At 68.1% G+C, this 25,531-nt stretch carries 16 protein-coding genes and 1 other RNA gene; 10 read left to right on the top strand and 7 right to left on the bottom strand.

Going from position 1 to position 25,531, the window contains the following annotated elements:
- Window positions 1-19: 19 nt before the first annotated feature.
- The 3 genes from KIP79_RS26505 (at window position 20) to KIP79_RS26515 (ending at window position 6,065) form a co-directional block, all read left to right on the top strand.
- Window positions 20-589 (top strand): sigma-70 family RNA polymerase sigma factor, encoded by a 570-nt coding sequence (locus tag KIP79_RS26505; RefSeq protein WP_443611860.1) that lies wholly within the window; start codon window positions 20-22, stop codon window positions 587-589.
- Window positions 589-783, top strand: coding sequence for a zf-HC2 domain-containing protein (locus KIP79_RS26510; protein ID WP_214107634.1), 195 nt, complete (start codon window positions 589-591; stop codon window positions 781-783). The genes KIP79_RS26505 and KIP79_RS26510 overlap by 1 nt, the downstream gene beginning before the upstream one ends.
- Before the next feature lie 416 nt (window positions 784-1,199).
- Window positions 1,200-6,065 carry an NAD-glutamate dehydrogenase gene (locus KIP79_RS26515; protein ID WP_214107635.1) on the top strand — a complete coding sequence of 1,622 codons (4,866 nt, stop codon included), beginning with the start codon at window positions 1,200-1,202 and terminating at the stop codon, window positions 6,063-6,065.
- Here KIP79_RS26515 and KIP79_RS26520 read toward each other — a convergent pair.
- A complete protein-coding gene (locus tag KIP79_RS26520) occupies window positions 6,062-7,069 on the bottom strand; it encodes a DUF8094 domain-containing protein (protein WP_214107636.1) in 1,008 nt (335 codons plus the stop codon). The genes KIP79_RS26515 and KIP79_RS26520 overlap by 4 nt on opposite strands.
- Window positions 7,070-7,158: 89 nt before the next feature.
- Between KIP79_RS26520 and prfB the strand changes: the two genes are divergently transcribed.
- Window positions 7,159-8,277 (top strand): peptide chain release factor 2, encoded by a 1,119-nt coding sequence (gene prfB, locus KIP79_RS26525; RefSeq protein ID WP_214107637.1) that lies wholly within the window; start codon window positions 7,159-7,161, stop codon window positions 8,275-8,277.
- Here prfB and KIP79_RS26530 read toward each other — a convergent pair.
- The gene (locus KIP79_RS26530) at window positions 8,265-8,465 is read right to left on the bottom strand and encodes a hypothetical protein (RefSeq protein WP_308169902.1); all 201 of its coding nucleotides are present in this window, start codon (window positions 8,463-8,465) and stop codon (window positions 8,265-8,267) included. The genes prfB and KIP79_RS26530 overlap by 13 nt on opposite strands.
- 155 nt (window positions 8,466-8,620) lie before the next feature.
- On the opposite strand from KIP79_RS26530, the gene ftsE reads away from it, so the two are divergent.
- The 5 genes from ftsE to ssrA all read left to right on the top strand — a co-directional run bounded on the left by ftsE (window position 8,621) and on the right by ssrA (window position 13,352).
- Window positions 8,621-9,310 (top strand): cell division ATP-binding protein FtsE, encoded by a 690-nt coding sequence (gene ftsE, locus KIP79_RS26535; protein WP_214107638.1) that lies wholly within the window; start codon window positions 8,621-8,623, stop codon window positions 9,308-9,310.
- A 12-nt stretch (window positions 9,311-9,322) separates the two neighbouring features.
- Window positions 9,323-10,222 carry a permease-like cell division protein FtsX gene (gene ftsX, locus KIP79_RS26540; protein WP_214107639.1) on the top strand — a complete coding sequence of 300 codons (900 nt, stop codon included), beginning with the start codon at window positions 9,323-9,325 and terminating at the stop codon, window positions 10,220-10,222.
- A 23-nt stretch (window positions 10,223-10,245) separates the two neighbouring features.
- Window positions 10,246-10,728, top strand: a complete 483-nt coding sequence (gene smpB / locus KIP79_RS26545) for an SsrA-binding protein SmpB (protein WP_214107640.1) — start codon at window positions 10,246-10,248, stop codon at window positions 10,726-10,728.
- Between the two features lie 87 nt (window positions 10,729-10,815).
- Window positions 10,816-12,666, top strand: a complete 1,851-nt coding sequence (locus tag KIP79_RS26550) for a penicillin-binding transpeptidase domain-containing protein (RefSeq protein ID WP_308169903.1) — start codon at window positions 10,816-10,818, stop codon at window positions 12,664-12,666.
- A gap of 296 nt (window positions 12,667-12,962) precedes the next feature.
- Window positions 12,963-13,352, top strand: a transfer-messenger RNA (tmRNA) gene (ssrA, locus tag KIP79_RS26555).
- Between the two features lie 434 nt (window positions 13,353-13,786).
- Here ssrA and KIP79_RS49660 read toward each other — a convergent pair.
- On the bottom strand, window positions 13,787-16,294 hold the full coding sequence (locus KIP79_RS49660) for an RICIN domain-containing protein (protein ID WP_308169904.1): 2,508 nt from the start codon (window positions 16,292-16,294) through the stop codon (window positions 13,787-13,789).
- A gap of 1,405 nt (window positions 16,295-17,699) precedes the next feature.
- Window positions 17,700-18,509: a hypothetical protein gene (locus KIP79_RS26565; RefSeq protein WP_214107641.1), complete on the bottom strand. Its 810-nt coding sequence runs from the start codon at window positions 18,507-18,509 to the stop codon at window positions 17,700-17,702.
- A 131-nt stretch (window positions 18,510-18,640) separates the two neighbouring features.
- On the opposite strand from KIP79_RS26565, the gene KIP79_RS26570 reads away from it, so the two are divergent.
- Window positions 18,641-19,216, top strand: a complete 576-nt coding sequence (locus KIP79_RS26570) for a GNAT family N-acetyltransferase (RefSeq protein ID WP_214107642.1) — start codon at window positions 18,641-18,643, stop codon at window positions 19,214-19,216.
- Window position 19,217: 1 nt separating this feature from the next.
- Here the strand turns inward: KIP79_RS26570 and KIP79_RS26575 are convergent, their stop codons facing one another.
- The 3 genes from KIP79_RS26575 to KIP79_RS26585 form a co-directional block, all read right to left on the bottom strand.
- The gene (locus tag KIP79_RS26575; protein WP_214107643.1) at window positions 19,218-21,155 is read right to left on the bottom strand and encodes a hypothetical protein; all 1,938 of its coding nucleotides are present in this window, start codon (window positions 21,153-21,155) and stop codon (window positions 19,218-19,220) included.
- A complete protein-coding gene (locus KIP79_RS26580; protein ID WP_214107644.1) occupies window positions 21,152-22,720 on the bottom strand; it encodes a P-loop ATPase, Sll1717 family in 1,569 nt (522 codons plus the stop codon). Before KIP79_RS26580 ends, KIP79_RS26575 begins: the two co-directional genes overlap by 4 nt.
- Before the next feature lie 216 nt (window positions 22,721-22,936).
- A complete protein-coding gene (locus KIP79_RS26585; RefSeq protein WP_214107645.1) occupies window positions 22,937-25,315 on the bottom strand; it encodes a M14 family zinc carboxypeptidase in 2,379 nt (792 codons plus the stop codon).
- Between the last annotated feature and the right edge of the window lie 216 nt (window positions 25,316-25,531).

A 25,531-nucleotide genomic window follows, 5' to 3' on the forward strand; every position in this document is an offset into this window, starting at 1 on the left:
CACAAAGCCGGGTGCCACTATGTGCCTCGTGCGCCGACAACTCGACACCCGGTTCGAGCGGCTGGACCCCGACGACGAACCTGATCGGGATGATCGTCTGATCAGAGAGCTGTATGAGGAGTTCGGTGGTCCGTTGCTCCGTCAGGTCAGGCAGACGACCGGCAACGACCTGCAGTGGGCTGAGGACGTCGTCCAGGAGACGCTCCTGCGCGCTTGGCGTAACGCGCCGAAGCTGACGTGGGAGCGAGGGCTGCTCTGGGCCTGGCTCCTGACCGTCTCTCGCCGCATCGTGATCGACGGCCGTCGCCGGCGAGGCGTCCGTCCCCGGGAGGTGGAACCCCCCGAGGCGGACAGCATCGCCGTCCCCGACACGGCCGACCGCACGCTGGCGTCCATTGTGGTCGCCGAGGCGTTACGCGGCCTGTCGCCAGATCACAGGGAAGTTATAGAACAGACATACTTACGGGACCGCACAGTTAACGAGGCGGCGGAGATACTGGGGATACCACCGGGTACGGTGAAGTCCAGGCTCTACTATGCGTTGCGTGCACTGCGGGCGGTTCTGAAAGAGAGGGGAGTGGCCAACTGATGTCGGTCTTCGGGGAGTCCGCACACCACGACGTGGCGGCCTACGCCCTCGGGGTGCTGGACCTCGAAGACGTTCAGGGCTTCGAACTCCACCTCGCCGCGTGTGCCCAGTGCCGGGTCGAGCTTGAGGAGCTCCGTGAGCTCCCAGGGCTGCTCGACGAGGTCAAGTCCGAGTCACACCGAACCCGCCAGTGAGTTGACGCCCGGCCGGATTTCGGATGGGATCGGGGTCGGTGGCGAACCCAGGTCAATGGGGACCTGAGGGACACCCGCCGCCGAGGGAGTTCGGGATGTCCGAGGCAAGAGCCGTACCGACTCGCCGGACACTGGTGAGGACGGCGCGCGGCTGAATCGATGGCGACTACCGAAGCCTGCCCCAGCTCTTCGACCAGGAGCCCCAGTCGGGGGCCAGTGACGAACTCTCCTTCATCACCTGGCACCAGGTCCACGAGCTCTGGTTCACACCTCTCCTGCGCGAGCTGGAGCGGGCACGGAAACGCCATCGTCCCGGACGCGGTCTCCCCAGTCGGTGAAGTGGGTAGGAACGCTTACCCAACCATTCCTCTCCCGGTCTCGACCCAGCACCACCTCACAAGGGAGTGAGTTCCGAAATGCCGCTCGACACGGCTGAGGCGATGGATGATCTGCTCCGCACCGCGGCCGCGGCCTGCGTGACCGTCCAGGGCACGGGAGACGTCGAGGAGACGTTCCCGGTTCTGCGGGAGTACTACCGCAACGTTCCGCCCGACGACCTGAGCGACCGCGACCCGGTGAACATCTGCGGTCCCGCCCTGGCGCACCGCGACCTGGCCGCCGTGCGGCCGCACGGCCGGGCCCTGGTCCGGGCCTTCACACCGACCTTAGCGGCCAGCGGCTGGGACCCCGGATACTCGGTGGTCCAGATCGTCACCGACGACATGCCGTACCTGCTCGACTCGGTCACCACCGAGCTGGAGCGGCACCAGCTCGGCATCCACCTGGTGGTGCACCCCCAGCTCCGGGTCCGCCGGGACCTGACCGGGCGCCTGCTGGGCGCCGAGGACGCCGAGGTCACCGGTCTGGTGCTGACCGAGTCCTGGATGCACATCGAGATCGATCGGCAGGGCGACCCCGCCGAGCTGGGCCGGCTGGAGGCCGACCTGGCCCGGGTGCTCGAGGACGTGCGGGACGCCGTCGAGGACGGCTCCAAGATGTCCGCGCTGGCCCTGATGACCGCCGACGACCTGGTCGGCAACCCGCCGCCGCTGGACCCCGCCGAGGTGGAGGAGAGCGGGGAGCTGCTCCGCTGGCTGGCCGACGAGCGTTTCCTGTTCCTCGGCTCCCGGGAGTACCGGCTGGAGGCCGACGACACCCTCACCGCCGTGCCCGGCACCGGCCTGGGCGTGCTGCGCGCCGACCGGCCGGGGTCCGACAGCTTCTCCGCCATGCCGCCCGAGCTGCGGGCCAAGGCCAGGGAGAAGCAGATCCTGATCATCACCAAGGCCAACAGCACGGCCACCGTCTACCGGCCCGCCTACCTCGACTACGTCGGGGTCAAGCTGTTCGGCCCGGACGGCGAGGTGACCGGCGAGCGCCGCTTCCTGGGCCTGTTCACCTACGTGGCCTACCACGAGTCGATCTCCCGCATCCCGGTGCTCCGCAGGAAGCTGGCCGAGGTGCTGACCCGGGCCCAGCTCTCGCCGGACAGCCACGACGGCAAGGACCTGATCGAGATCCTGGAGACCTACCCGCGTTCGGAGCTCTTCCAGATCTCGGTGGACGAGCTGCTGCCGATCGCGCTGGGCGTGCTCCGGCTCCGCGAGCGGCGGCAGGTCCGGCTCTTCCTCCGCCGCGAGGACTACGGCCGGTACATCTCCTGCCTGATCTACCTGCCCCGGGACCGGTACACCACCAAGGTCCGGCTGCGCATGCAGGAGCTGCTGCGCACGGCGCTGGGCGGCACCACCGTGGACTACAGCGCCATGGTCGGGGAGTCCTCGCTGGCCCGCGTGCACGTGGTGGTCCGCGGCGAACGGGGCAGGCCGCTCGGCCCGCTCCCGGCGAACCTGGACGAGCTGGAGGCCAGGGTCGCGGACACCACGCGCTCCTGGGAGGACGGCCTGTCCGCCGCCATCGCCGAGCTCTGCCCGGAGGAGCAGGCCCCCGCCCTCGTCCGCCGCTACCTCACGGCCTTCCCGGAGGGCTACAAGGCCGACTTCCTCCCGGCCACCGCGGTCGCCGACCTGACGGTCCTCGAAGGGCTCTCCGAGGACGACCCCGACGCGATCGCCATGAACCTGTACGAGCCGGCGGGCGCCGCCGAGGGCGAACGCCGCCTCAAGCTCTACCGCCTGGGCGCCCCCGTCTCGCTCAGCCACGTGCTGCCGCTGCTCCAGCGCATGGGCGTGGAGGTGGTGGACGAGCGACCGCATGAGGTGGACCGGGACAACGACCCCGCCACCAAGGACGCCTGGATCTACGACTTCGGCCTGCGCTGCGCCCCGTCCGCGGAGGTCGACCCCGACGACTTCAAGCGGCTCTTCCAGGACGCCTTCGCCGCGCTCTGGCGGGGCGAGGTGGAGTGCGACGGCTTCAACGCCCTGGTGCTGGCCGCCGGGCTCACCTGGGAGCAGGCCGAGATCCTCCGCGCGTACGCCAAGTACCTGCGCCAGGCCGGGACCACGTTCAGCCAGGAGTACATCGAGAAGGTGCTGCTGGGCAACGTGCGGCTGGCCCGGCTGCTGGTCGGCCTCTTCGAGGCGCGGCTGGACCCGGGGCGCGGGGCCGACGTGCGGGAGGAGCTCTGCGCGGCGCTCCGCGAGGAGATCCTGGCCTCCCTGGACGAGGTGGCCTCGCTGGACGAGGACCGGATCCTGCGGGCCTACCTGGAGACCATCACCGCCACCCTGCGGACCAGCTACTACCAGCGGCCGGAAGGGCGGCGCAAGCCGTACCTGGCGCTGAAGTTCGACCCGACGGCGATCAGCGTGCTGCCGCCGCCCCGGCCCAAGTTCGAGATCTTCGTCTACTCGCCCCGGGTGGAGGGCGTGCACCTGCGGTTCGGCCAGGTGGCCAGGGGCGGGCTGCGCTGGTCGGACCGGATGGAGGACTTCCGCACCGAGATCCTCGGGCTGGTCAAGGCGCAGATGGTGAAGAACACCGTGATCGTGCCGACCGGCTCCAAGGGCGGGTTCGTGGTCAAGCGCCCGCCGGCCGGCGGGCGGGACGAGCTGCTCGCCGAGGGCATCGCCTGCTACCGGCAGTTCATCTCCGGGCTGCTCGACCTGACCGACAACCTGGTCGGCGGCCAGGTCGTGCCCCCGACCGACGTGGTCAGGCACGACGGCGACGACACCTACCTGGTGGTCGCCGCCGACAAGGGCACCGCCACCTTCTCCGACATCGCCAACGAGGTGGCCGCCGAGCACAACTTCTGGCTCGGCGACGCCTTCGCCTCCGGCGGCTCGGTCGGATACGACCACAAGGCCATGGGCATCACCGCGCGCGGCGCCTGGGAGTCGGTGAAGTACCACTTCCGCACACTCGGCGTGGACGTGCAGACGACCGATTTCACCGTGGCCGGCATCGGCGACATGTCCGGAGACGTGTTCGGCAACGGCATGCTGCTCTCCCCGCACATCCGGCTGCTGGCCGCCTTCGACCACCGGCACGTGTTCGTCGACCCCGACCCCGACGCCGCGGCGAGCTTCGCCGAGCGGCGCCGCCTGTTCGCGCTGCCGCGCAGCTCCTGGGCGGACTACGCGCCGGAGCTGATCTCGGCGGGCGGCGGTGTCTGGCCGCGCACCGCCAAGTCCGTGCCGATCTCCCTCCAGGTCAGGGCGGCCCTCGGCATCCCCGAAGGGGTCACCGCGCTCACCCCCACCGAGCTGATCAGCGCCATCCTCAAGGCTCCGGTGGACCTGCTCTGGAACGGGGGCATCGGGACCTACGCCAAGGCCAGCACCGAGTCGCACGCCGACGTCGGCGACAAGGCCAACGACGCGCTCCGGGTCAACGCCGCCGACCTGCGCTGCCGGGTGATCGGCGAGGGCGGCAACCTGGGCTTCACCCAGCGGGCCCGGGTGGAGTTCGCACTCGGCGGCGGCCTGATCAACACCGACTTCATCGACAACTCGGCCGGGGTGGACACCTCCGACCACGAGGTGAACATCAAGATCCTGCTCAACCAGGTGGTCCGGGACGGCGAGCTCACCGCCGAGCAGCGCAACGAGCTCTTCCGCGACATGACCGACGAGGTGGCCGAGCTGGTGCTGCGCGACAACCACGCGCAGAACGTGGTGCTGGCGGCGGCCCGCAAGCAGGCGCCGGAGATGCTGCACATCCACGCCAGGTACCTGCGCTGGCTGGAGCGGGCCGGGCTGATCGACCGGGAGCTGGAGGCGCTGGCCTCGGACAAGGCGCTGGCCGAGCGGCGGCAGGCCCGCCTCGGGCTCACCTCGCCCGAGCTGTCGGTGGTGCTCGCCTACACCAAGCTGCTGGCGGACCGCGAGCTGCTCGCCTCCGACCTGCCGGACGACCCGGCGCTGCGTGGCTGGCTGGTGTCGTACTTCCCGTCGGCGCTGCGCGAGCGGTACCGGACCTCGATGGACGCGCACCCGCTGCGCCGGGAGATCATCACCACCGGCGTGGTGAACGACATGATCAACTTCAGCGGGACCACCTTCGTCTACCGGTTCATCGAGGAGACCGGGGCCTCCCTGCCGGACATCGCCCGCGCCTACCTGGTCGCCAGGGAGGTCTTCGACCTGGCCTCCTTCCGGCGGCAGGTGGAGGCGCTGGACGGCCAGGTGGCGGTGGGCACCCAGCTGACCATGCTGCTGGAGGGGCGCAAGCTCTCCGAGCGCGGCACAAGGTGGCTGGTGAGCAACCGGCGCCCGCCGCTGGACCTGGCCTCCGCCGCCGACTACTTCGTCAAGGGCGCCAACGGGTTGCTGCCGCAACTGCCGAAGATGCTGGCCGGGCTGGACCGCACCGCGTACGAGGAGCGGCGGGACGCCTTCGTGGCCCAGGGGGTGCCGGCCGAACTGGCCGAGCGGACCGCGGCGATGGTGCCCGCCTACTCCACCTTCGACCTGGTGGAGATCGCGTCGAGCACCGGGCGGCCGGTCAACGAGGTGGCCGAGGTCTACTTCGACCTGGCCGACCGGATCCAGCTGGCCCGGCTGCGGGAGCGGGTGATCGCGCTGCCCCGGGACAGCCGGTGGAACACCATGGCCAGGCTGGCCCTGCGGGACGACCTGTACTCGGCGCACGCCAGCCTCACCAGGGACGTGCTGATCCACAGCAGCCCCGGGCTCGCCCCCGAGGAGCGGCTGGCCCTCTGGGTGCGGGCCAACGAGGCGGCGGTGGCCCGGTTCCGGCAGACGCTGCTGGAAATCTGGGAGAGCGACAACTTCGACCTGGCCACCCTGTCGGTGGCGCTGCGCGCCATCCGCACGCTCGTGGTCAGCAGCAGTCTGCCCCGCGGGGCTGCCTAGTTGCTGACGCTGCCTCTCGTCACCAGCCCGTCGTATCCGATGATCGCGGCGGGCGCGGTGGAGTCCCGGGGCGGCACCCTGCTCACGTACTGCTGGGTCTCCAGGATGCGGCGTTCCTTGATGATGACCTCGGTGAAGATGGTCCAGCGGGCCGCTTCCGGGATCTCCATGTGCATGCCCTGGGCGGTCCCCTCCGGGGTCCAGGTGGTGGTCCGGGTCAGGGAGTAGAGCAGCAGGCCGCCGCCGTCGGCGGTCCGGATGGCGAACACCGGGAAGCCGACGGCCAGCGCGAAGATCGAGTCATAGCCCACCTCCCGCCTCCGGAACTCCTTGTCCAGGCTGGCGATCTCGTCGTGGTAGCCGGTGGTGTGGGGGCCGGGCTCGATCAGGGCCGAGGCGTAACCGCCGCTGCCCTCCTCGGCCACGGTGGCGTGCAGCGGGCCCATCAGATGCGGGCTGATCGCGATGCTCTCGTCCCGGCTGTCCAGGGCGGTGGCGTAGCCCTCCGGGTCCAGCTCGATCTCGGGCAGGTCGGTTTCGAGCAGCGACTCGAAGCTGTTCTGCCAGATCCCGCCCTGCTGGACGAAGACCAGCAGGGCCTGCCGGGGATCTTCGCCGGGGGCGCGGCGCTCGGCCACCGCGGCGAACCAGAGCGGCGCCCGGCCGTTCTGCCGGGGGACGATCAGCGTGGGCTCGCCCCAGGTGTAGCGGGGCGGCTTGGACCGGCTGCCCCGGTACTGGGCGATGGTGATCAGGTCCTGCCCGTCCCTGGCCAGTTCCAGCGCCCAGCGTTCGTCACCGGTGACCCGGGCCACGTCGTCGACGGCCAGATGGTCGCGGAAGGCCTGTGCCGCCTCGTCGAGGGTGAGCGCGGGCGGCGCGGGGCTGGGGGAGGGGGCCGCCGTGGTGTGCGCGACCGGGCTCGGGGCGACCGGTTTCTCGGCCGAACTGGCCGAGCACGCCGACACGAAGACCAGGAGCACGGGGAGTAAAGCTCGGCGCACGCCACCTCCCCATTCCCCGGATGCCGGGCACCATCGTAGCCAGCCCGGCCGACCCGAACGGGTCCCACGTTCGCGTACGCTTATCAAGCGTGGCAGCCATCGATCCAGCCGAAGAGATTCACGAGCTTACCGGCACGCTGAACAGCATCCAGGACGTGCTCAACCTTGACGCCCTGCGCAAGCAGATCGTCGAGCTGGGCGAGCAGGCAGCCGCGCCCGACCTGTGGAACGACCCCGAGGCCGCGCAGAAGGTCACCAGCAAGCTCTCCCACCTCCAGGGCGAGGTGAACAGGGTGGAGGGCCTGACCGGGCGGCTGGAGGACCTGGGCGTGCTCTACCAGCTGGCCGCCGAGGAGGGCGACGAGGACACCCTGGCCGAGGCCGACCGCGAGCTGGCCGCCCTCCGCGCCGACATCGGCGCCCTTGAGGTGCGCACCCTGCTGTCGGGGGAGTACGACTCCCGCGAGGCCCTGATCACCATCAACTCCCAGGCCGGCGGCGTGGACGCGGCCGACTGGGCGCAGATGCTGCTGCGCATGTATCTGCGCTGGGCCGAGCGCAAGGGCTACGGCACCGAGGTCTACGACACCTCCTACGCCGAGGAGGCCGGCATCAAGTCGGCCACCTTCACCGTCAAGGCGCCGTACGCGTACGGCACGCTCCGCGGTGAGCACGGCACCCACCGGCTGGTCCGGATCAGCCCGTTCGACAACCAGGGCCGCCGGCAGACCTCCTTCGCGGGGGTGGACGTGGTGCCCGTGGTGGAGCAGACCGACCACATCGACATCAATGAGGACGATCTGCGGATCGACGTCTACCGCTCCTCCGGGCCGGGCGGCCAGGGCGTCAACACCACCGACTCGGCCGTCCGGATCACCCACCTGCCCACCGGCATCGTGGTCTCCTGCCAGAACGAGCGTTCCCAGCTGCAGAACCGGGCCTCGGCGATGGCCGTGCTCCAGGCCAAGCTGCTGGAGCGCAAGCGGCAGGAGGAGGCGGCGGCCATGAGCGAGCTGCGGGGCGAGTCCACCACGTCGTGGGGGACGCAGATCCGCAACTACGTGCTGCATCCGTACCAGATCGTCAAGGACCTGCGGACGGGGGTCGAGGCGGGGAACCCGTCGGCCGTGCTGGACGGCGACCTCGACGGGTTCATCGAGGGCGAGATCCGGTGGATGCGCCGCACCGAGGCGGGTCAGGAAGAGTAGACCTTCAGGGCCGCCAGCGCGAGCAGCAGCACTACGACAAGGACGAGCAGCACGGGGGACAGGCCCAGGAACCCGTGGTGGTGGACCTTCTCCCTGGCTGCCCGGCAGGCAGGGCAGCGGCCCTCGACAACAGGGCCGGCGCACGCGGCGCAGATCAAGTGTTCGCAGCTCATCGCAGCTTTACCCATGCTCTAATCGTTTTGTTTCCGTTATGGACGTTCCATGCCAGTGTTACCCCTAGACTGAGCTCTGGCCAACCGGAACGTCGATCTAGCGTAAAGAGACCGGCGCCCCCCGGGCTGGATGTCCCCCGCCCCCTAGACTGGCATGCCGTGATGCGCCCGTGATCCATTTCGATAATGTCACCAAGGTCTACGCGAATCAGAACCGCCCCGCCCTCGACCATGTCTCCGTGGACGTGGACAAGGGTGAGTTCGTCTTTCTCGTAGGGCCTTCCGGTTCGGGGAAGTCCACGTTCCTCCGTCTCGTGCTCAAGGAAGAGCGTCCCAACTCCGGCGCCATCCATGTAGCCGGGAAGGATCTCGCCCGGCTCTCCAATTTCAAGGTGCCGCACCTGCGGCGCCGTATCGGCTGCGTTTTCCAGGACTTCCGGCTGCTGCCGAACAAGAACGTCTACGAGAACGTCGCGTTCGCGCTTGAGGTCATCGGCAAGCCCCGGCGGTTCATCCGCAAGGTGGTGCCCGAGGTCATCGAGCTGGTGGGCCTTGAGGGGAAGGCGCACCGCATGCCCGACGAGCTCTCCGGCGGTGAGCAGCAGCGGGTGGCCATGGCGCGCGCCTTCGTCAACCGACCGATGATCCTGCTGGCCGACGAGCCGACCGGAAACATCGACCCCGCGACGAGCATCGGCATCATGAAGGTGCTCGACCGCATCAACCGGACCGGCACCACCGTCCTGATGGCCACGCACGACGCGGCCATCGTGGACTCCATGCGTAAGCGTGTGGTGGAGCTGGAAGATGGCAAGATCGTCCGCGACCAGTCGCGGGGTGTCTACGGCCAGGCGTATTAAGAAGAAGGAAGCATGCGGGCGAATTTCATCTTCTCCGAGGTCTGGATCGGCCTGCGCCGCAACCTCACGATGACCATCGCGGTCATCGTGACCGTGGCGGTCGGAATGGCACTGCTCGGCGTCGGGCTGATGATCAATTCACAGGTCTCGTCGATGACCGGCTACTGGACCGACAAGGTCGAGCTGTCGGTCTACCTCTGCAAGAAGGGCTCCCCGTTCGAGGCCTGCCGCGACAAGAGCGCGATCAGCCAAGAGCAGAAGGTCGCCCTGGAGGGGACCATCAGGGAGATGCCCGAGGTGGAGAGCGTGGTGTTCGAGGACGCCGCCAAGGCGTACGAGAACTTCACCACCTCCGACAGCAACCGTACGCTGGCCGCGATCGTCAAGGTCGAGGACATGCCCGAGTCGTTCCGGGTCAAGCTGAGGGACCCGGACACGGCGGCCGCGGTCACCGAGCGCATCGAGGGCCAGGCCGGGGTCTCCAACATCATCAACGAGCGTGACCTGCTGGACAACTACTTCGGCTTCATGGGCAAGCTGCAGTACATGGCGCTCGGCGTGGCGTTCCTGATGGTCTGCGCGGCCACCCTGCTGATCGGCAACACGGTCCGGCTCTCGGCGTACAACCGGCGGCGGGAGACCGGCATCATGCGGCTGGTGGGCGCCTCCAACGTCTACATCCAGCTGCCGTTCGTGCTGGAGGGCGTGATCGCCGGTCTGATCGGCGGCGTGTTCGCGGCGGTGCTGCTGATCATCACCAAGATCATGATTTTCGAGGGCATTCAGGTGTACATGCCGTCGCCGCTGGGCTGGGACACCGTGGCCGCGGTGATCACCGGGACCATGGCGGTCGGCGTGCTCATCTGCATCCTGGCCTCATTCATCACGCTCCGCCGCTATCTGCGGGTGTGACGAGCGCCGGTAGGCTCTCTACCATGCCACGTGAGACCGGGCGCAAGCTCATCGCCCAGAACAAGCGTGCCCGGCACGACTACTTCATCGAGGACACCTACGAGGCCGGCCTGGTGCTGACCGGCACCGAGGTGAAGTCCCTGCGGGCGGGCAAGGCCAACCTGACCGACGGTTACGCGACGGTCGAGAACGACGAGACGTGGCTGTACAACGTCTACATTCCCGAGTACAGCCAGGGCACCTGGACCAACCACGCCGCGCGCAGGAAGCGGAAGCTGCTGCTGCACCGCAAAGAGATCGGCAAGATCCTCGCGGTGCTGAAGGAGCGCGGGCTCACCCTGGTGCCGCTCTCCCTCTACTTCAAGGACGGCCGCGCCAAACTTGAGGTGGGGATCGCCCGCGGTAAGAAGGACTACGACAAGCGGCAGACCCTTCGCGAGAAGCAGGACAACCGCGAGATGGCCCGCGCCTTCTCCAACGCGGCCCGCCGCAAGGGGGGCCGCTAGGCCGTGACTCCCCGTGGTGCGGCGCCCCGCGCCGTGTCTCCTCATGTCAGGTCCCGCGCAGGGCTTCGTCCGGTACGGCTCGCGCTCGTGCTCGGCCTCCTCGCGCCGGGCCTGACCGCCTGCTTCGAGGAGCCGGCGCCGCACGAGGCCATCCGGGACTTCCTGGTCGGCTGGCAGACCGGCGATTACGCGATGGCCGCCCGCCGTGCCGACGCCGAGGAGGCCGGGGTCCGCAAGGCGCTCGGCGACTTCGGGCTGCACCTGGACGCCGCCTCGATCCGCTTCAAGCTCGGGCAGATCACCGTGGACGGCGAGAACGCCAAAGCGGCCTTCCAGGCCGAGGTGGACCTCGGCGAGAACACCCCGCTCTGGACATACGACAGCGTGCTGCCGCTGCACCTGGTGGAGGGCCGGTGGAAGGTGCGGTGGTCGCCCACCGTCATGCACCCCGACCTGCACGAGGGCCAGCGGCTGGCGGTCAAGGCGGACCCGCAGGGCCGCCAGCCGATCGTGGACCGCAACGGCGACACCCTGCAGGACGCCGACACGCTGTACGTGGCGCAGGTGATCCCCGCCCAGCTGGCCGACCCCGCCCGGCTCTGCCAGGACCTCGCCAAGATCACCGGCTTCGCCCAGGACCGGCTGCTCAGCCGGGTGCTGTCGGCCCCGCCGACCGACGCGGTGCCGCTGGCCACCTTCGGGCGGCGCAAGTTCGACGAGATCCAGGCCCAGCTCAACCGCATTGAGGGGTTGAAGATCGCCATCGTGCATCCGCCGGTGGCGCCCAAGTCGCCGGTGCAGATCGTGGGGCGGGTGACCGCGGTCACCGCGGAGAGCGAGCAGCAGCTGGGCGGGCCACAGCGGGCCGGGGACACGGTCGGCCGGGACGGGTTGCAGCGGGCCTACCAGGACCAGCTCACCGGCTCCACCGAGACCCGGGTGATCGTGCTGGACACCAAAACGGCCGATACGGTCAAGGAGCTCAAGTCCTGGCCAGGCCGGAACAACACGCCCGTGCAGACCACGCTGGACGCCGGGCTCCAGCAGGCCGCCGACAACGCGGTGAACGGCGACCTGCCGGCCGCGCTGGTCGCCGTGGACGCGCCCACCGGGCAGATCAGGGCGGTGGCCACCAAGACGCTGCACCAGGAGAATGACGCGCTGGCCGGGAAGTTCCCGCCCGGCACCACGTTCTCGGTGGTGGCCACCGACGCGCTGCTCAAGTCCGGGCTTGACGTCGGGCAGAAGATCCCCTGCACCGCGGACAGGACTGTGGGCGGGGCCCGCTTCCAGCAGACCGGGGTGATCTCCTCGGCGCCCACCTTCGAGGCCGACTTCGCGCACGGCTGCGTGACCGCGCTCGCCTCGCTGGCCCGCCGGGTGGACGAGCGCACGCTGGCCGCGAGCGCCGCCCAGTTCGGCATCGGGGCGAAGTGGGGACTGCCGTTGAACAGCTTCAGCGGGTCGACGCCCGGAGGGACTTCCGACGCGGCCCGGGCGAAGATCATCGCGGGGTCCATCGTGCGGGTCAGCCCGCTGGTCATGGCGCTGGTGGCCGGGGCGGTACAGTCGGGGACCTGGCATCCGCCCACCCTGGTCACCTCGCCCGCCGCGCCGGACCCGGTGACCGACTCCGACCCGCCGCCGTCGCCGCCCGACGCCGTCCCGCTGGACGCCGGGCGCGCCGCCGAACTCCGCGCCCTGATGCGGGTCGGCGTCACCTCCGGTTCGGCCCGCGCCGCCGCCGCTCCCGGCGATCCCGTGTACGGCGTGGCGTCCATGGTCAGCTACGTGGAGAAGAAGGAGCGGCGGCAGCTGTCCTGGTTCGTGGGGTGGCAGGGGGACATCGCGGTCGCCGTCATGGTGGAGAGCGCCGATCCGGCCGCGGCCGCCACGATCGCCGGGTCCTTCTTCAGCGGCACCCAGAAGGAGTTCTGAGAAATTCTCCGGGGCGAGCAACCATCCGGGGGTGGCCTGGCGTCTTCCTAGGTGACCGGGCTCCGCTTGGGGGGTTGCGGGCTCGGTCAATGTGATGAGGCTAGGGCTCCATCTCGGGGGGAGCCCTGCCGTCCGGACCGGCTCGACCCTGCCGGTCGGCCCCCGGGAGCTCCAGTGGCTTCCGGGGGCTTCGGGCGTGGTCGGAGGAATACCGGTTCGCGCGGGGGCGTTGCCCAGGGTAAGGTTGGGATCTCGGTTCTCTCGCTTGCGGGGGTCCGGGGTTTGATAATTCAACAGGGGGTGACCGGTTTCGACTTCGACATTTCAAGGCAGGGGAAGCGGGCCGAGGACTGCGGACATAACCTCGTTAACACTGTGACCGCAAAACAATAAGTGCCAATACTCAGAGCACTTCGGTTGGCCGGCAGCAGCTGGCCCTCGCCGCCTAATAGCAGCGAGTAATACCGTGTCAGCCCGGGACCGCCTCCGGCCCGGGATCTGGCATCGCTAGGAGGCTCAACCTGTAGGCCCGGTCGCGGGGCCGCCAGGGAAACCAAACAGCGACTGGGCCTGTCGGCGACTCGCCTGTGAGATCGCCGGGGCCGAGAAAATCGCAACAGGCTGCGCCCGGAGAAGCCCTGGCTCGGTGCCGAAGGACGCGGGTTCGATTCCCGCCACCTCCACGAATGGGACGACCCTGGTCGGAAGCTTGTGCTTCCTTCCCAGGGTCGTTTCGGTTGTTACACGGGGGGACGACCCCCCGAACCCCCGATGTGGGGGGGCGCCGCCCCCCACGCCCCCAGGTCGTTATGGTGTTTGCCCGTTGTTGGGTAGGCGAGTATTGGTTCCGCTCGTGACTGGGGGTCGCTGTCCCCACGCTCCCGGTGTTCGCGCGTTGCCCTATGGGGCGTGTAGGTGGAGACGTTTGCCGGAAAGGATCGCTTTGTTTGATGGCATGACGATCAGACGCGCTTCTCCAAGGCGGCCACGTCGGCGAGGTCTTGCGGACGTAGATGATTTCCAACCCTGGCTCCCGCCACTGCTACCGAAACAAAGATCACCGGGAGAGTGGGCCGCGGACGGTGCAGGCGTGACCGTCCGCGGCCGGTAGGACCTCATGTCAGCTGCGCAGGCTCCACTGCTGGTTCGAGCCTCCGTTGCAGGACCACAAAATAATCTTCGTGCCGTTGGCGGTGCCGCCGCCGAAGGCGTCCAGGCACAGGCCGGACTGCACGCCGGTGATGGTGCCGTTGGAGTTGACGTTCCACTGCTGGTTGGTCTGTCCGTTGCAGTCCCAGATGATCACCTGGGTGCCGTTCGAGGTGCCCTGGCCGTAGGCGTCCAGGCACTTGTTGCCGAACACCTGCAGCTGCTTGCCGGACGTGTACGTCAGTCGCTGGTTGGTGCCGCTGCCGCAGTCCCACAGTTGCGCCTGGGTGCCGTTGGCAGACGAGCCGCCGGTGATGTCCACGCATCGGTTCGACTGGCCGCCGACGATCTGCTGGCCGCCTCCGCTGCTGCCGCCGCCCTGCCTGACGAGCGACTTCGACTCGGCCGAGCGGTTCCCCTGGGCGTCCACCACGAAGAGCCGGTACTCACCATTCGACGTCGGGACGGCGATGGAGGTCGCGGTGCCGCCTGCCCTGGTCATCGTGTTGCCGGCGGCGAAGGACGTCGTACCCGAAGGGGCCAGCCAGACGGTCTTGGCCGCGTCGCCGGCGCTGCGGATGGGGATCGAGGTCGTACCGCTGCTGACGAACGTGCTGGCGGGCAGGACGTAGTCCGGCAGAGAGAGATTGCTCTGCGGGATGATGTTCCTGTACGCGTCCTCAAGTCCGGAGTTCACGGCGATGCCGTACGCCGGCGCCGGCCAGACATAGTCGGAAGACACGAGGATGTCCTGGATCGTGCTGTTCGGCAGGTTCTTGTTGGAGACCTTGTTGATCGGCCCGTATGTCTGCGTGATGCTCAGATCGTGCTTGCGCCCGAAATCGTCGGAGTTGATGAGCCACGTGATGTTCTTGTCCACGCTCAGGACGTTGTCGCGGAAGACCATGTTGCCCGAGCCTTCGTCCGGGTGGAGTCCGTACTTGTGACCGGACGGGACGCCCTGCATGTAGTTGTTGGTGATCGTGGTTCCCGGCTGGTTGCCCAGCGTGTAGACGGGAGCCGTGTCGCTCAGGCGCTGCACCGTGTCGATGAAGTGGTTGTAGCTGATGGTGTTGTTCCTCGCCGTGGTGGTCGGCCGGTTGGGCGCGATCGAGCCTGACGATCCGTCGAAGTTCCACCATCCCCAGCCGAGCGTCACACCGGACCACGGGGATTTCTCGATGCGATTGCGCTGAATGGACAGGCTGTCGGCGAAGTAGGCCGAGATGGGGCTGTGCCCGTTGAACAGCACCGCACTGTCGTAGATGTAGTTGTTCTTGATCTCGATGTTCTTTGGCGCTCCCTCGACCTGAGCGGAATACTTCTCGCGATTCGACGAGGTGTGGTCACCGATGTAGACGTGCTGCGGATGGCCCACGGTAATAGCGGATCCGGCGATGTCGTTCGTGTAGTTTCCGATCAGCTGCGTGTTCACCACGTCGTTGACCATGTTGATTCCGTCGACGCCGGTGTGCTGGACCCGGTTGTTCTGCAGGACGAGCCCGTCGGCGTTCTCGATCTGGATGATGCCGGGCGCCGTGTCGACATTGCGGTAGTAGTAGACGTGGAAGTTCTGCCTGGCATAGGCGAGTGCGCCGAGGTTGCCTTGCTGGGCCTGCTTGAGCACCGAGCCGGCCACGTTGAACAGGTTCCAGTCGGAGTGCTGAACCGTGAGGCCCGAGAAAGTGATGTTCCGGGCGCGCGCGCTCGTGGAGGTGCCGGCGACCTTCAGCAGGGTGGACACGTTGTTCGGGGCGAAAACGGCCGCCGTCGACATGTTCTCGGAGCTCGCCTTGTAGTAATACAGCGTCTTGCTCGTCTTGTCGAAGAAGAATTCGCCCGGCGTGTCCAGGAACTCGTAGGCGTTCATGACCTTGTGGGTGCCGCCGACCTGCGCGTTCCCGTTGAAGGCGCCCTGGGCGATGGCCGCTCCCGGCTGCTGGAACAGCGCGATGCGGTTCGAGCTGTCAGAGGTGACCTGCCGGACTCCCACGATGGCCGTGGTCCAGGTCGTCCCTGTTTCTATTTCGATGTCGTCCTGATTGTTCGCGACAGCCGGGAAGTCACTCAGGCTGTACTTCGATCCGGCGCACTGCGAACCCGATTCCCACGCCCACGACGCCTGCCCCGCTGTGATGTTGTAGGTTCCATAGCACCCCGCCGAGCTTATGGTCTTCGAGGCCATGAACGCTCGCTTGTCGTTGACATAGAGCGCGCGGAGCTTGTTGCTGCGATTCAGCGAGGCTTTCCAGATGTTACCGCTGTGCTGCGTCCATCCGGTTACCTGAACGCCGCCGCTGAGGATCGGCGTTTCGTTCTGGTACGCGGAGTAGATGACCCGGAAACCATTCGTGCCGGAGTCGGCCGGCGTGAAGTCGATCGTGCTGCTGACCGGATAAGTGCCCCCGCGAAGATAGATGTAGATGTCGCCTGTCATTCCGGAGTTGATCGTGCGGACGACGTCCCGCGCGCGCTGCACGGTTTTGAACGGTGACGTGATCGTTCCGGGGTTGACGTCGTTGCCGTCGGGGGCGACGTAGTAGGTGGCCTGGGTTCCCGCCGAGGCCGCTGAGCCACCCGCGAAGATCGGCAGCAGCACAGTGGCGACGAAGACCGTAAGCGCTGCTAACGCCTTTCCGGTGGTGGACAAGGCTGACTTCACGCTCTGTTCCTTTCGCTGGTTCCGGGCAGGATGTTCGCGCTAACACGTCGGCCGTGGCGGAACTCATCGGGGGTGCGATTGCGCGGACGTGGCGCCTGTCGTGCAGCCGAGGACATCGATCGGAGGGTCGTCCGCCCCCGTGCCGCGTTGATGAAGGTCGCCACCGCAAGGGAGCGGTCTCCTCATGGGACGCCCTGAGGATCCGTGGCAGACGGGGTGTGGTCATCGTCACGTCCAACACGTATGACGTATGCCGACTGATGTCTGAGGTAATGTCGCACTAACAGTGGTGTCTGACAACAGTGAACAGAAAGGAGCAGGCACACCTTCGCCCACTCCAGCGCAGACGCCGGGTGTTCTTCCACAAACAAGGGGAGATTCCGCCGGTCATGCGCCCGGCGTGATTTCACGACTCGCGGGCCCGATCTGCCAGGTCACAAGGCGTTGTCTACGTCGCCATATCGGTTCCCGCGCCCCGGCGCAGTCGCCTGTTCGGCGTCTTGGGCGCAACGGATCCCCGCTGGATCAGCCGCGTTCTGGGCAGGCGGGGAAGGGGGGAGCTCATTCGCTGATGTAACTTTCATAAACGAATGCGATCACGGTCACCAGTTCACTCAGCCATCCCCGTCACGGAACGATCGGAGGCGCCGGACTTGCGCTTCCGTTGTTGTGCGGGGGACGACCCCCGAGCCCTCCGATGTGGGGGCGTCGCCCCTCGTCGCAGGTTGCCGTGTCAGCGTGGGGTGGGGGATTGGGGGGTCTTTGTGTGGCCTGTGCACTTGGTGTCCCACTCTGGGATTCGGAGGAGGGCTGGGTTGGCTACGGCGCTTTCGCCGCGTAGGCCGCTGGAGGTGCTGGCGAAGGCTACGCCCTCGATGCAGATTCGGGCTATGTTGGGGAAATTGTCGGCGTTGCGGAAGACTTCGATGTAGTCGACGTCGCTGATTTTGTCTGGTGGGGCGTTTTCTTGGCCGCCGCGGTCGCCTAATTGCTCTGAGCAACCGGTTAACAGGAGTGCGGCAAGAACGGCTCCTGTCCAAGTGGCAGTCACTGAGTTTGCCATTTGTTACTCCCTGTGAGCGGCAAGGGGGTTGTCTCATGACGTCGGGTGCCTAGCTCCGACCTGACCACCGTATCCATATTTGGTCGACTGTGATCCTTTTGGGCTGGATGTGTCGGCTGGCGCTGACGTGAGCGGGTTTTTCGGGGCTTCGTGCGGTCGTCACGTTGTGGTGGGGACGACCTGGCCGGAGAAGTCGACGACGACGCGGTTGCCCAGGGGCTCCTTGAGGGTGAGTGAGGCTTCTCTCAGGCGGGCCGCCAGGCTCTGGGCGCAGTCGCCGAGGTCGGTGGTGGAGACTTTGAGGCCGATTGAGACGAAGGACGGGAATTCGACGGCTACGGGGGTGACCTGGGGGGCGGATACACCCGGGCAGGGGGTGCCCCAGCTCTCCATGAAGGTCGCGGTCAGGTTGCGGCCGTCGACCGCCAGGTCCACAACCATTGTGGAAGGGGCGGTCGATCCCAGTCGCCAGAAGTGGCCGGTGCTCATGGCGGGCCATTTCAGTGTGCCGCCTTCGGTGAGGCGGAATTCCCAGGCCGGGAGGGGGAGCGTGCCACGGTCGGTTATGAACGGGGCGACGATCAAGGTCGTGGCCGCGATGTGGGCTTCCGGGGCGTCGGTGATGGCACGTTGGGCGCGGATGGCGGTCAGGGCCTCCTGGGCGCTGATGAGGGTGACGTGCCGGGATGTGCCCTGGAGGGTGAGATGGGTCGATGGGGGCTGTCCTGCGGGAAGTGCTGTTTCCGCGGGGATGCGGCCCTTGCTCTGCGCGTCCGTCAGAGGAAGGGCGTCGAGGACGATCAGAGGGCGTTCGAGGGCGGAGGCGACGGGGAAGTCGCGCCAGACGTCGGCGACGGCTGGGGCCGGGGCCTGGGGTGGGGTGACAGGACCCGGCACGCACGCGGAGACGGTGAGCATGCACGCGGAGACGGTGAGGACGATGGCGAGGAGCGGGACGGACCTGCGCATGACGTCTCCCGTTCGGGGCCTCTACCGGGACAACGGATTCCGGTGTGGAGGGGTTCGGCACTCCTCGTTCTGCCCGTTCTGCTGATCGTTGGAGCGGGGCGCTGCGTTGGGGCAGGTGGGACAATTCCGTCATGTCTTCTGTCGTGTCCCAGGCGACCCTGCGGACCAGCCGGCTGACGCTGGTTCCGCTTCGTGACGAGCATCTGGAGTACGAAGTTGAGCTGGATGCCGACCCGGAAGTGATGCGGCATCTGACGGGGCGCGCCCGTACCAGGGAGGAGGTGGAGCTCCTGCACCCCAAGCGTCTCGCGGCCGCCGAGCGTGTTCCGGGGCTGGGGTTCTGGGCCGGGTTCGCGGACGGGGAATTCGTCGGCTGGTGGGTCCTGGAGCCGCCGCAACGTGCCGATCAGGGCCCGGTACAGGGGCAGGCCGAGCTTGGTTACCGGCTGCTCCGCCGCCACTGGCGTAAGGGACTGGCGAGCGAGGGCGCACGCGAACTGCTCCGGTACGGCTTCGAGGAACTGGGCCTGGACCGGGTGTTCGCCGAGACGATGGCGGTCAACGAGGCGTCCCGGGCGACCATGGCCGCGGTCGGCCTGGAGTACGTGCGCTCCTTCAACCTGGACTGGGAAGACCCGCTTCCCGGCTCCGAACTGGGCGAGGTCGAGTACGCGATCACCAGGGACAGGTGGCTCTCCTCGCCTTAGGTCAACTGGCGGGAAGCAGGTCGGCGGCGGCGAGCCCGCGGTGGAAGAGCCAGCGCCCCAGGGCGATGTACGCGTCGACGTCCCGGGCGGAGAGAAACTGGTTGAGCGTCGAGTGCCGGGGGAAGACCGCGCTGCCCGTGGCCAGGGCGACGAGGTCGCTGGGCATCTCCTGGGTGATGTGGGTGCGCAGCAGGATGAGGTAGGCGGAGGGGCTGTCGGCCGTGTCGTCGGGGTAGGTGAACCGGATCTTCTCCACGGGGGAGCGCGACTGCAGGAGCCTGCCGTCGGCCTGGAACTCGACGCCGAGTTCGGTGCGGGCGAGCGAGATCAGGCGGAGCAGGTTCCCGAGACGGAACTCGTCGACTGAGGCGTCGACCGCGAAGACCATGCGGCAGCGCCTGCGCAGGAGTTCGAGGATGCCGGAGTTGTCCCAGTGGCCCCCGTCGGAGACGAACACGTGGCGGTGCCGTACGGACAGGTCCCCCAGGGCCTCCCGCCAGGTGGCCAGCGGACCCGGTTCGTACCAGCCGTACGCCAGCCGCTGCCACAGCGAGCCCTTGGCCGGCTTCTCGGGGGTCACCACCAGGGGGTTCGGCAGCCACAGTCCCAGCCGCAGGTTCATCAGCGCCAGGGCGAGCCGGCCCGCCCGGCTGGTGTAGCGGCCCATGTTGGGCGCGATGACGGCGCCCGAGGCGGCCACGAGTGTCGCGGCGTCGAGGGTGGCGGCCAGCGAGGGCGAGGCGGCCTCCCCGATCGCGGCGCTGCCCACGTAGTTCGCCGAGAAGACGAAGGACGCGCAGCCCTCCCCTTCCGCCGACTCGTCCGCGCGCAGGTTGACCGAGGCGCACACGAGCAGCTGCGGCAGCCCGTCGGCGTAGGTGTCCTTGATCGACACCTGTGACAGGCGGACCGCGCGGCGCTGGGGAGCGGCGGTTCTGACGACGTAGGCGCGGTCGAGCCGCCGGGAGTAGACGCGGTGCAGCGAGGTCTCGTTGGCGTGCACCGCGACCCCGAAGACCAGCAGGAGCACGAGCGCGGCGGCGGCCACCGCGGCAGCTTCCGCGTACCCCATCTGGCTGGCCTGGCCGATCCAGAGCAGCAAGGGCAACACGACCACGGCGACCATGGACACGGCGAACAGCGTCCGCGCGATGTGGCGGAGCAGTTGCCGGGTCCGGCTGGCCGAGAAGTTCCACTGCGTACGGAACACGGCGACCGCGACGGCGACCATCAGTACGGCGAGCGCGGCGAGGCGGGTACCCGACGAGACGTCGAACACGCGCGTGTCGAGGACGTGCGTGGTGAGCGCGACGGCGTCGGGCAGCAGGAGCGCGAGGACCAGTCCGAGGACCACCCGCCTGGCGGCGCGTTCCGAGCGCCCGAATTTCGCCTCAAGGAGCGCCGCCATGACAGTAATCATGAGCGCGGCAGCCCAGCGCGGCTCGGGGAAACGCGCGTACAGCGACTCGGACTCGGGCACCAGCAGCTGGGCGGCCTGGAACACGACGCCGGCGAGGCAGCCGGCCAGGATTATCGTCGCGGCGAAGGGGACCAGGTTCACCAGCAGCGTGAGCGCGTAGCGGGACAGGCTGAGGAGCAGGTCGGAGGAGTCCTCGCCGAGGTAGCGGAGATTCCTGCGCAGGTGGGCCTCCTCCGGCGAACCCCGGCTCCACGGCGGCACCGGGCCCTCCGGCTGGGTGGCACCGGCGCGCCGCCCGAGGGCCCGCGCGGAGATGAAGGCGGTCGCCGTGTAGCTGCCGCCGGAGACGGCGGACACGTACCGGGAGCGGGCGAGCACGCCCGACTCCTCGGCGACCTGGAGCGCGCCGAGGCTGAGGCAGGCGGCGCGGATGCCGCCGCCGGAAAGGGCGATGCCGATCTCGTCCAGGCCGCTCGTGGTGTCGACGTACCGGTAGCGGGAGGGGGACGGCGGGTTCACGGCGACAGCTCCGGGATCCCCGAGGGGTAGACCGGTTTGGCGCGGGGAGACGACGGCCGGGTGTCCCTTGAGCTGTACTGGCGGACGAAGAGCGGGTGCAGGCAGTACTCCTCGTCTGGGGAGAGGATCATCTGCCCCTCCGTGGCGTAGGCGAACTCGGCGCGGAGATAGCGCTCGGTCTCATGGGTGTACCGGCCGAGGATGCCGACGTCGGTGAACATCTCGCGCACCTCCCGGTAGTCGAGCCCGAAGTCCGCCCTGATCGCGGCACGGTTGCACATCCGGTGCAGGTAGCCGTCGTCGAACCGGAACGGCAGGTACGGGATGAGCCGGCGGGCCACGGCATGCGCCTGCGGGTACCTGAAGTGGTTGGCGGAGAAGACCTCCGGACAGAGGGTGGCCTCGGCGTCGGCCACGGTGTCCAGGATCTGCGCGGTGTAGACGCGGGGGATCCCGGTCAGGGCGATCGCCCGATGCAGGGCCTCGTTGAAGATGTAGAGCACCTGGCGCGGGAGCAGCTGGGTGTGGCGGAGCACGTAGGCGATGGTGCTCTCCGGGGTGCCCGCGTGGTTGATGAGGCTCGGCGGGAGCACGTGGTCGATGAGCCGTTCGTGGTCGTCGTCGCGGATGCCCCGCAGTTCCCCGGGGTACCGCCGTGCCAGGAACGTCCGCAGCCGGGTGCCGACGGCCCTGAGCAGATCCTGCCAGTGCCACTGCAACACCATGCGTCCGCTGAAGTCCTTGATCGGGTTGGCGGAGACCTGGTCCAGCACGGGCCAGAGCTCGCTGGGGAAACAGCACTGGATGCGGAAATGGAGCTTGCCGGTCCGTAGCCCGATGTCCCCGACCAGGTGGAACAGGCCCTGGAGGATGCTCTTGATGCGGTCGATGTGGTCGCCGATGTTCTCCAGGGAGTCGATCAGTACGAAGACCGGCGTGCCGCGGGCGTCGAGCACCTCCTTCGCCGCGTCGACCACCTCGGCCCACGGCCGGTTGGCCAGCCGGAAGCCGCGTTTGAGGTTGTCCATGCCGATGACGTTCGGGGTGGCTCTGACGTGTTCGATCAGCCGCAGCGTGGTGAAGTCGAGCGCGTCGTCGTCGGGGCTGGAGGAGTTGGTGATCTCCTGGCGCACTCCCGCCGTCTCTTCCCACAGGATCTGGAGGGCGCGCTCGGGATCCTCCTTCTGCCGCGACAGGACCAGCCGGGTGATGATCGGCGACCAGAGGAGCATCTCCCAGAGTTGGGCCACGCCTTCCACCGTGAGGACCATCGAGGAGCCGATCAGGTCCGTCGCGGACTGCACCCGGGAGAAGACGCCCTGCGCGCTGAGCCGTATCGAGAGGTTCTGGGACTCGAACTCCCGGGAGAGCAGCAGCGCGGTCTTGCCGGAGCCGCGGCGCCCCACGATGAAGGTGGGCGGGTTGTGCTCCGACCGGAGGTGCAGGTTGACCCGGGTGTCGTACAGCGCCCTCAGGACCGAGGTGCTCGCGCTGTCGGAGATGGCGATGGGGCCGAGCGGACGCTGCGTGGTGAAAAGGGAGTCGATGCCGTCCCCGTCCACCATCGGAGGCCCCCTAGCCCAGCACGTCAAGGGTTGACTTGGCACTGACCATGCTCTGTCAGCGTGTCAGACCACCCTGCTGCCGCGAGACCGGGAAACGTCTCAATTGAATTCCACTGCGCCTGGGGAGGGGGTGGTGGCCGCCGGGGAAGGGGAGGCCGGCGGCCACCGGGTGCGCCGCTTTGCGGCGGCGCACCCACTAGGGGTTGGAACAGAGGGTTACCCGCCGGTGCCGACCTTCACCGTGGTCTTGTTGTAGTTCTTGCCGTTGCCGTCAGGCTTGTAGTTCTTCTCGACGTTGCCGGCGATGTCCACGGCGAACCAGTGGACCTCGACGGTCTTGTCGACGGTGATCTGCTGAGCTCCCTCGCGCATGCCCGAGGCGGTCAGCTTGAGGGAGTCCAGGGTCGGGCGGCTGCCGTCCAGGGTGTAGTAGACGTTGGCCGGCTCGCTGGTGGTGAAGGTGAACGTGGTGGCGGTGTCGGTCGTACCGGTGACCTTCAGCTCGGAGTCGGGCCGCTGGTTGTCGTTGGCGAAGGCGCTGGCGACCTCCAGGATGGCGATCTGGCCGTTGGCGAACTCCATCGCCTCCTCGTGGCCCTCGCTGAAGGCCGGCTGGAAGCCGACCGCGGTGAACCGCTTGGTGGTGGGGTTGTAGAGATCGGCGCCGACCTCGAAGTCCCAGCCGATGATGCCGCGGTTGAACCAGTGCTCGTCGGCGCTGTTGCCGGCCGCCGAGTACAGCACGTCCGGAACCGGGCCGGTGCGGCCGGGCCAGATCGCCGTGCCGCGGTAGGTCTGCACCGCGGACAGGATGTGGTCGGAGGCGGACCAGAAGTAGTTCTCCGTGCCGTAGTCGACCCGCGGCAGCAGCTCACGGCCGGCGGACTTGTAGGCGCCCGGAGGCCACATGAAGTAGCCGCCGTAGGAGTGGGTGTTCATCGCGAACTTGATGTTGGGGAACTGCGTGGTCAGCCACACCTCGTTGCGGGCCTCCGGCTCCGACAGCTCGGCGGGTCCGGCGAAGGTGTCGCTGGTGCAGCTCGTGGAGGCGCCGCTGTACCCGTCGAAGATGGAGCCGACGGAGAAGTTGCGGTTGAGGTCCACGCCCCAGCCGTTGCGGTTGGCGGGGTCGGCCGCGTTGGCAGCGCAGTGGTTGGTCATGTTGCGGCGCTGCATGTTGTAGTCGTACATCGAGTAGTGCGCGCCGTCGGGGTTGACGGTCGGCATGATGAAGATGTCGAGGTTGTTGACCAGCTGCTTGGTGGCGCCGTCGTGGGCGTAGTTGCGCAGCAGGCGCTCGGCGGTCTCCACGCAGGTCAGCGGGGTCACCCACTCACGGGCGTGCTCCTGGCAGTACAGGAACACACCGACCTTGGAACCGTCCCGGTTCTTGCCGATGCGCAGCGCCTTCATCTGGAAGGGTCCGCGCTTGACGGTGGCCGGGGCCTTGAGGAAGTCGGTCAGCTTCGTCGCCGCGGCCGCGGCCACCACGCCGCTGCCCGCGTTGCCGCGGTAGGTGCTCGCGGTCACCAGGGCCGCGGCGGCCGGGTTGGCGTTGACGGCGTCCACGACCTGCTTGGCGGTGCTGCTGATCGCGCCCGTGCCGCTGGTGGCCAGGCTGACCACGATGTCCTTGCCGTTGACCGTGACGGTCAGCGGGGCGGAGGCGGCGTTCGGGTTGACCAGCGCCATGCTGATGTCGTTGCCGCCCTCGTTGCCGTAGACCTTGGAGCTCACGTAGAGGGTGCTGGCCGCGACCGTGCCGAACTGCGCCTGGGCGAGCCGGCGGTAGCCGTTGGTCTGGTACGGCAGGTCGACGATCTCCGCCGTCTTCGGGAACTCCTTGGCCAGGCCGACGATGCGGTCGGTGAGCTCCGTCGGGTCCATGTAGTGGTCGACGAAGTCGGAGACGTAGTGCTGGCTGGGAGCCTTGCGCGGCGTGCCCAGCCACTTGCTCACGTCCGCCGTCACCGAGCCGCCGCGGTTGCTGGTGATCGTGACCTTGGTGGGGGCCTCAGTGATCGCCAGCGGCGAGCTGAACCGGTGGTACATGTACTGCCCGGCGTCGGTGAAGCGGGACATGGTGGCCGTGCCGCCCGAGTTGGGGGCGGTGCCGGGGCCGCTGTCCCAGGTGGCGGTGAGCACCGTCTGCGCGTCGGTCGCGCTCGACTTCACCTCGACCGACAGGAAGCGCTGGTTGTCCAGGCTGGTGAACCACTCCGCGCGCAGCACCGTGAGCGTGTCGGTGTCCGCGGCCAGGGCCGCGGCGACCCTCGCCAGGGCCTGGCGACGCTCGGCCACGTTCTCGGCGTAGTCGCTCTGGTCGGAGATGACGCCGCGGAGGTCGAATCCCAGGTCACGGAGGTCCTGGGCTTCCTGCGGGCTGAGGACGGCGTGCACCTCGATGCCGTCGTCCACGGGCTTCTTGTATTCGGCCAGGTCGACGCCCATGTCGTTCAGCCGGTCCACGCCTGCCTGGTCCGGGACGATGATCCGGATCAGGGCCACGCCGTTCTGAGTGTCGGACGGCTGGCGATCGGCGGCGACGTCGCTGACCGGAGGGGATGGGTCGGCGAGTACCGGAAGCGGGCTCAACGCTATCGCCAGGGGTAAGGCGAGCGTGACCGCTAGACGGCGGCCTCTTCTGCCGGGGGCGCTCCTCATGTGAGATTCCTCCATCTGGCGTGCCTGGCCAGGTCGGGGTTCAGCCTGGCGGGGGAGCACGCAAGTCGAAGGCAGTCTTCGCCCATCACAAGATCGCCGTCAAGCCGTCAAATCAACCGATTTCGGGATTTTTCGGTAACAGAATCA

Source organism: Acrocarpospora catenulata (assembly GCF_018476525.1).
GTDB classification, from domain to species: Bacteria; Actinomycetota; Actinomycetes; order Streptosporangiales; family Streptosporangiaceae; genus Acrocarpospora; species Acrocarpospora catenulata.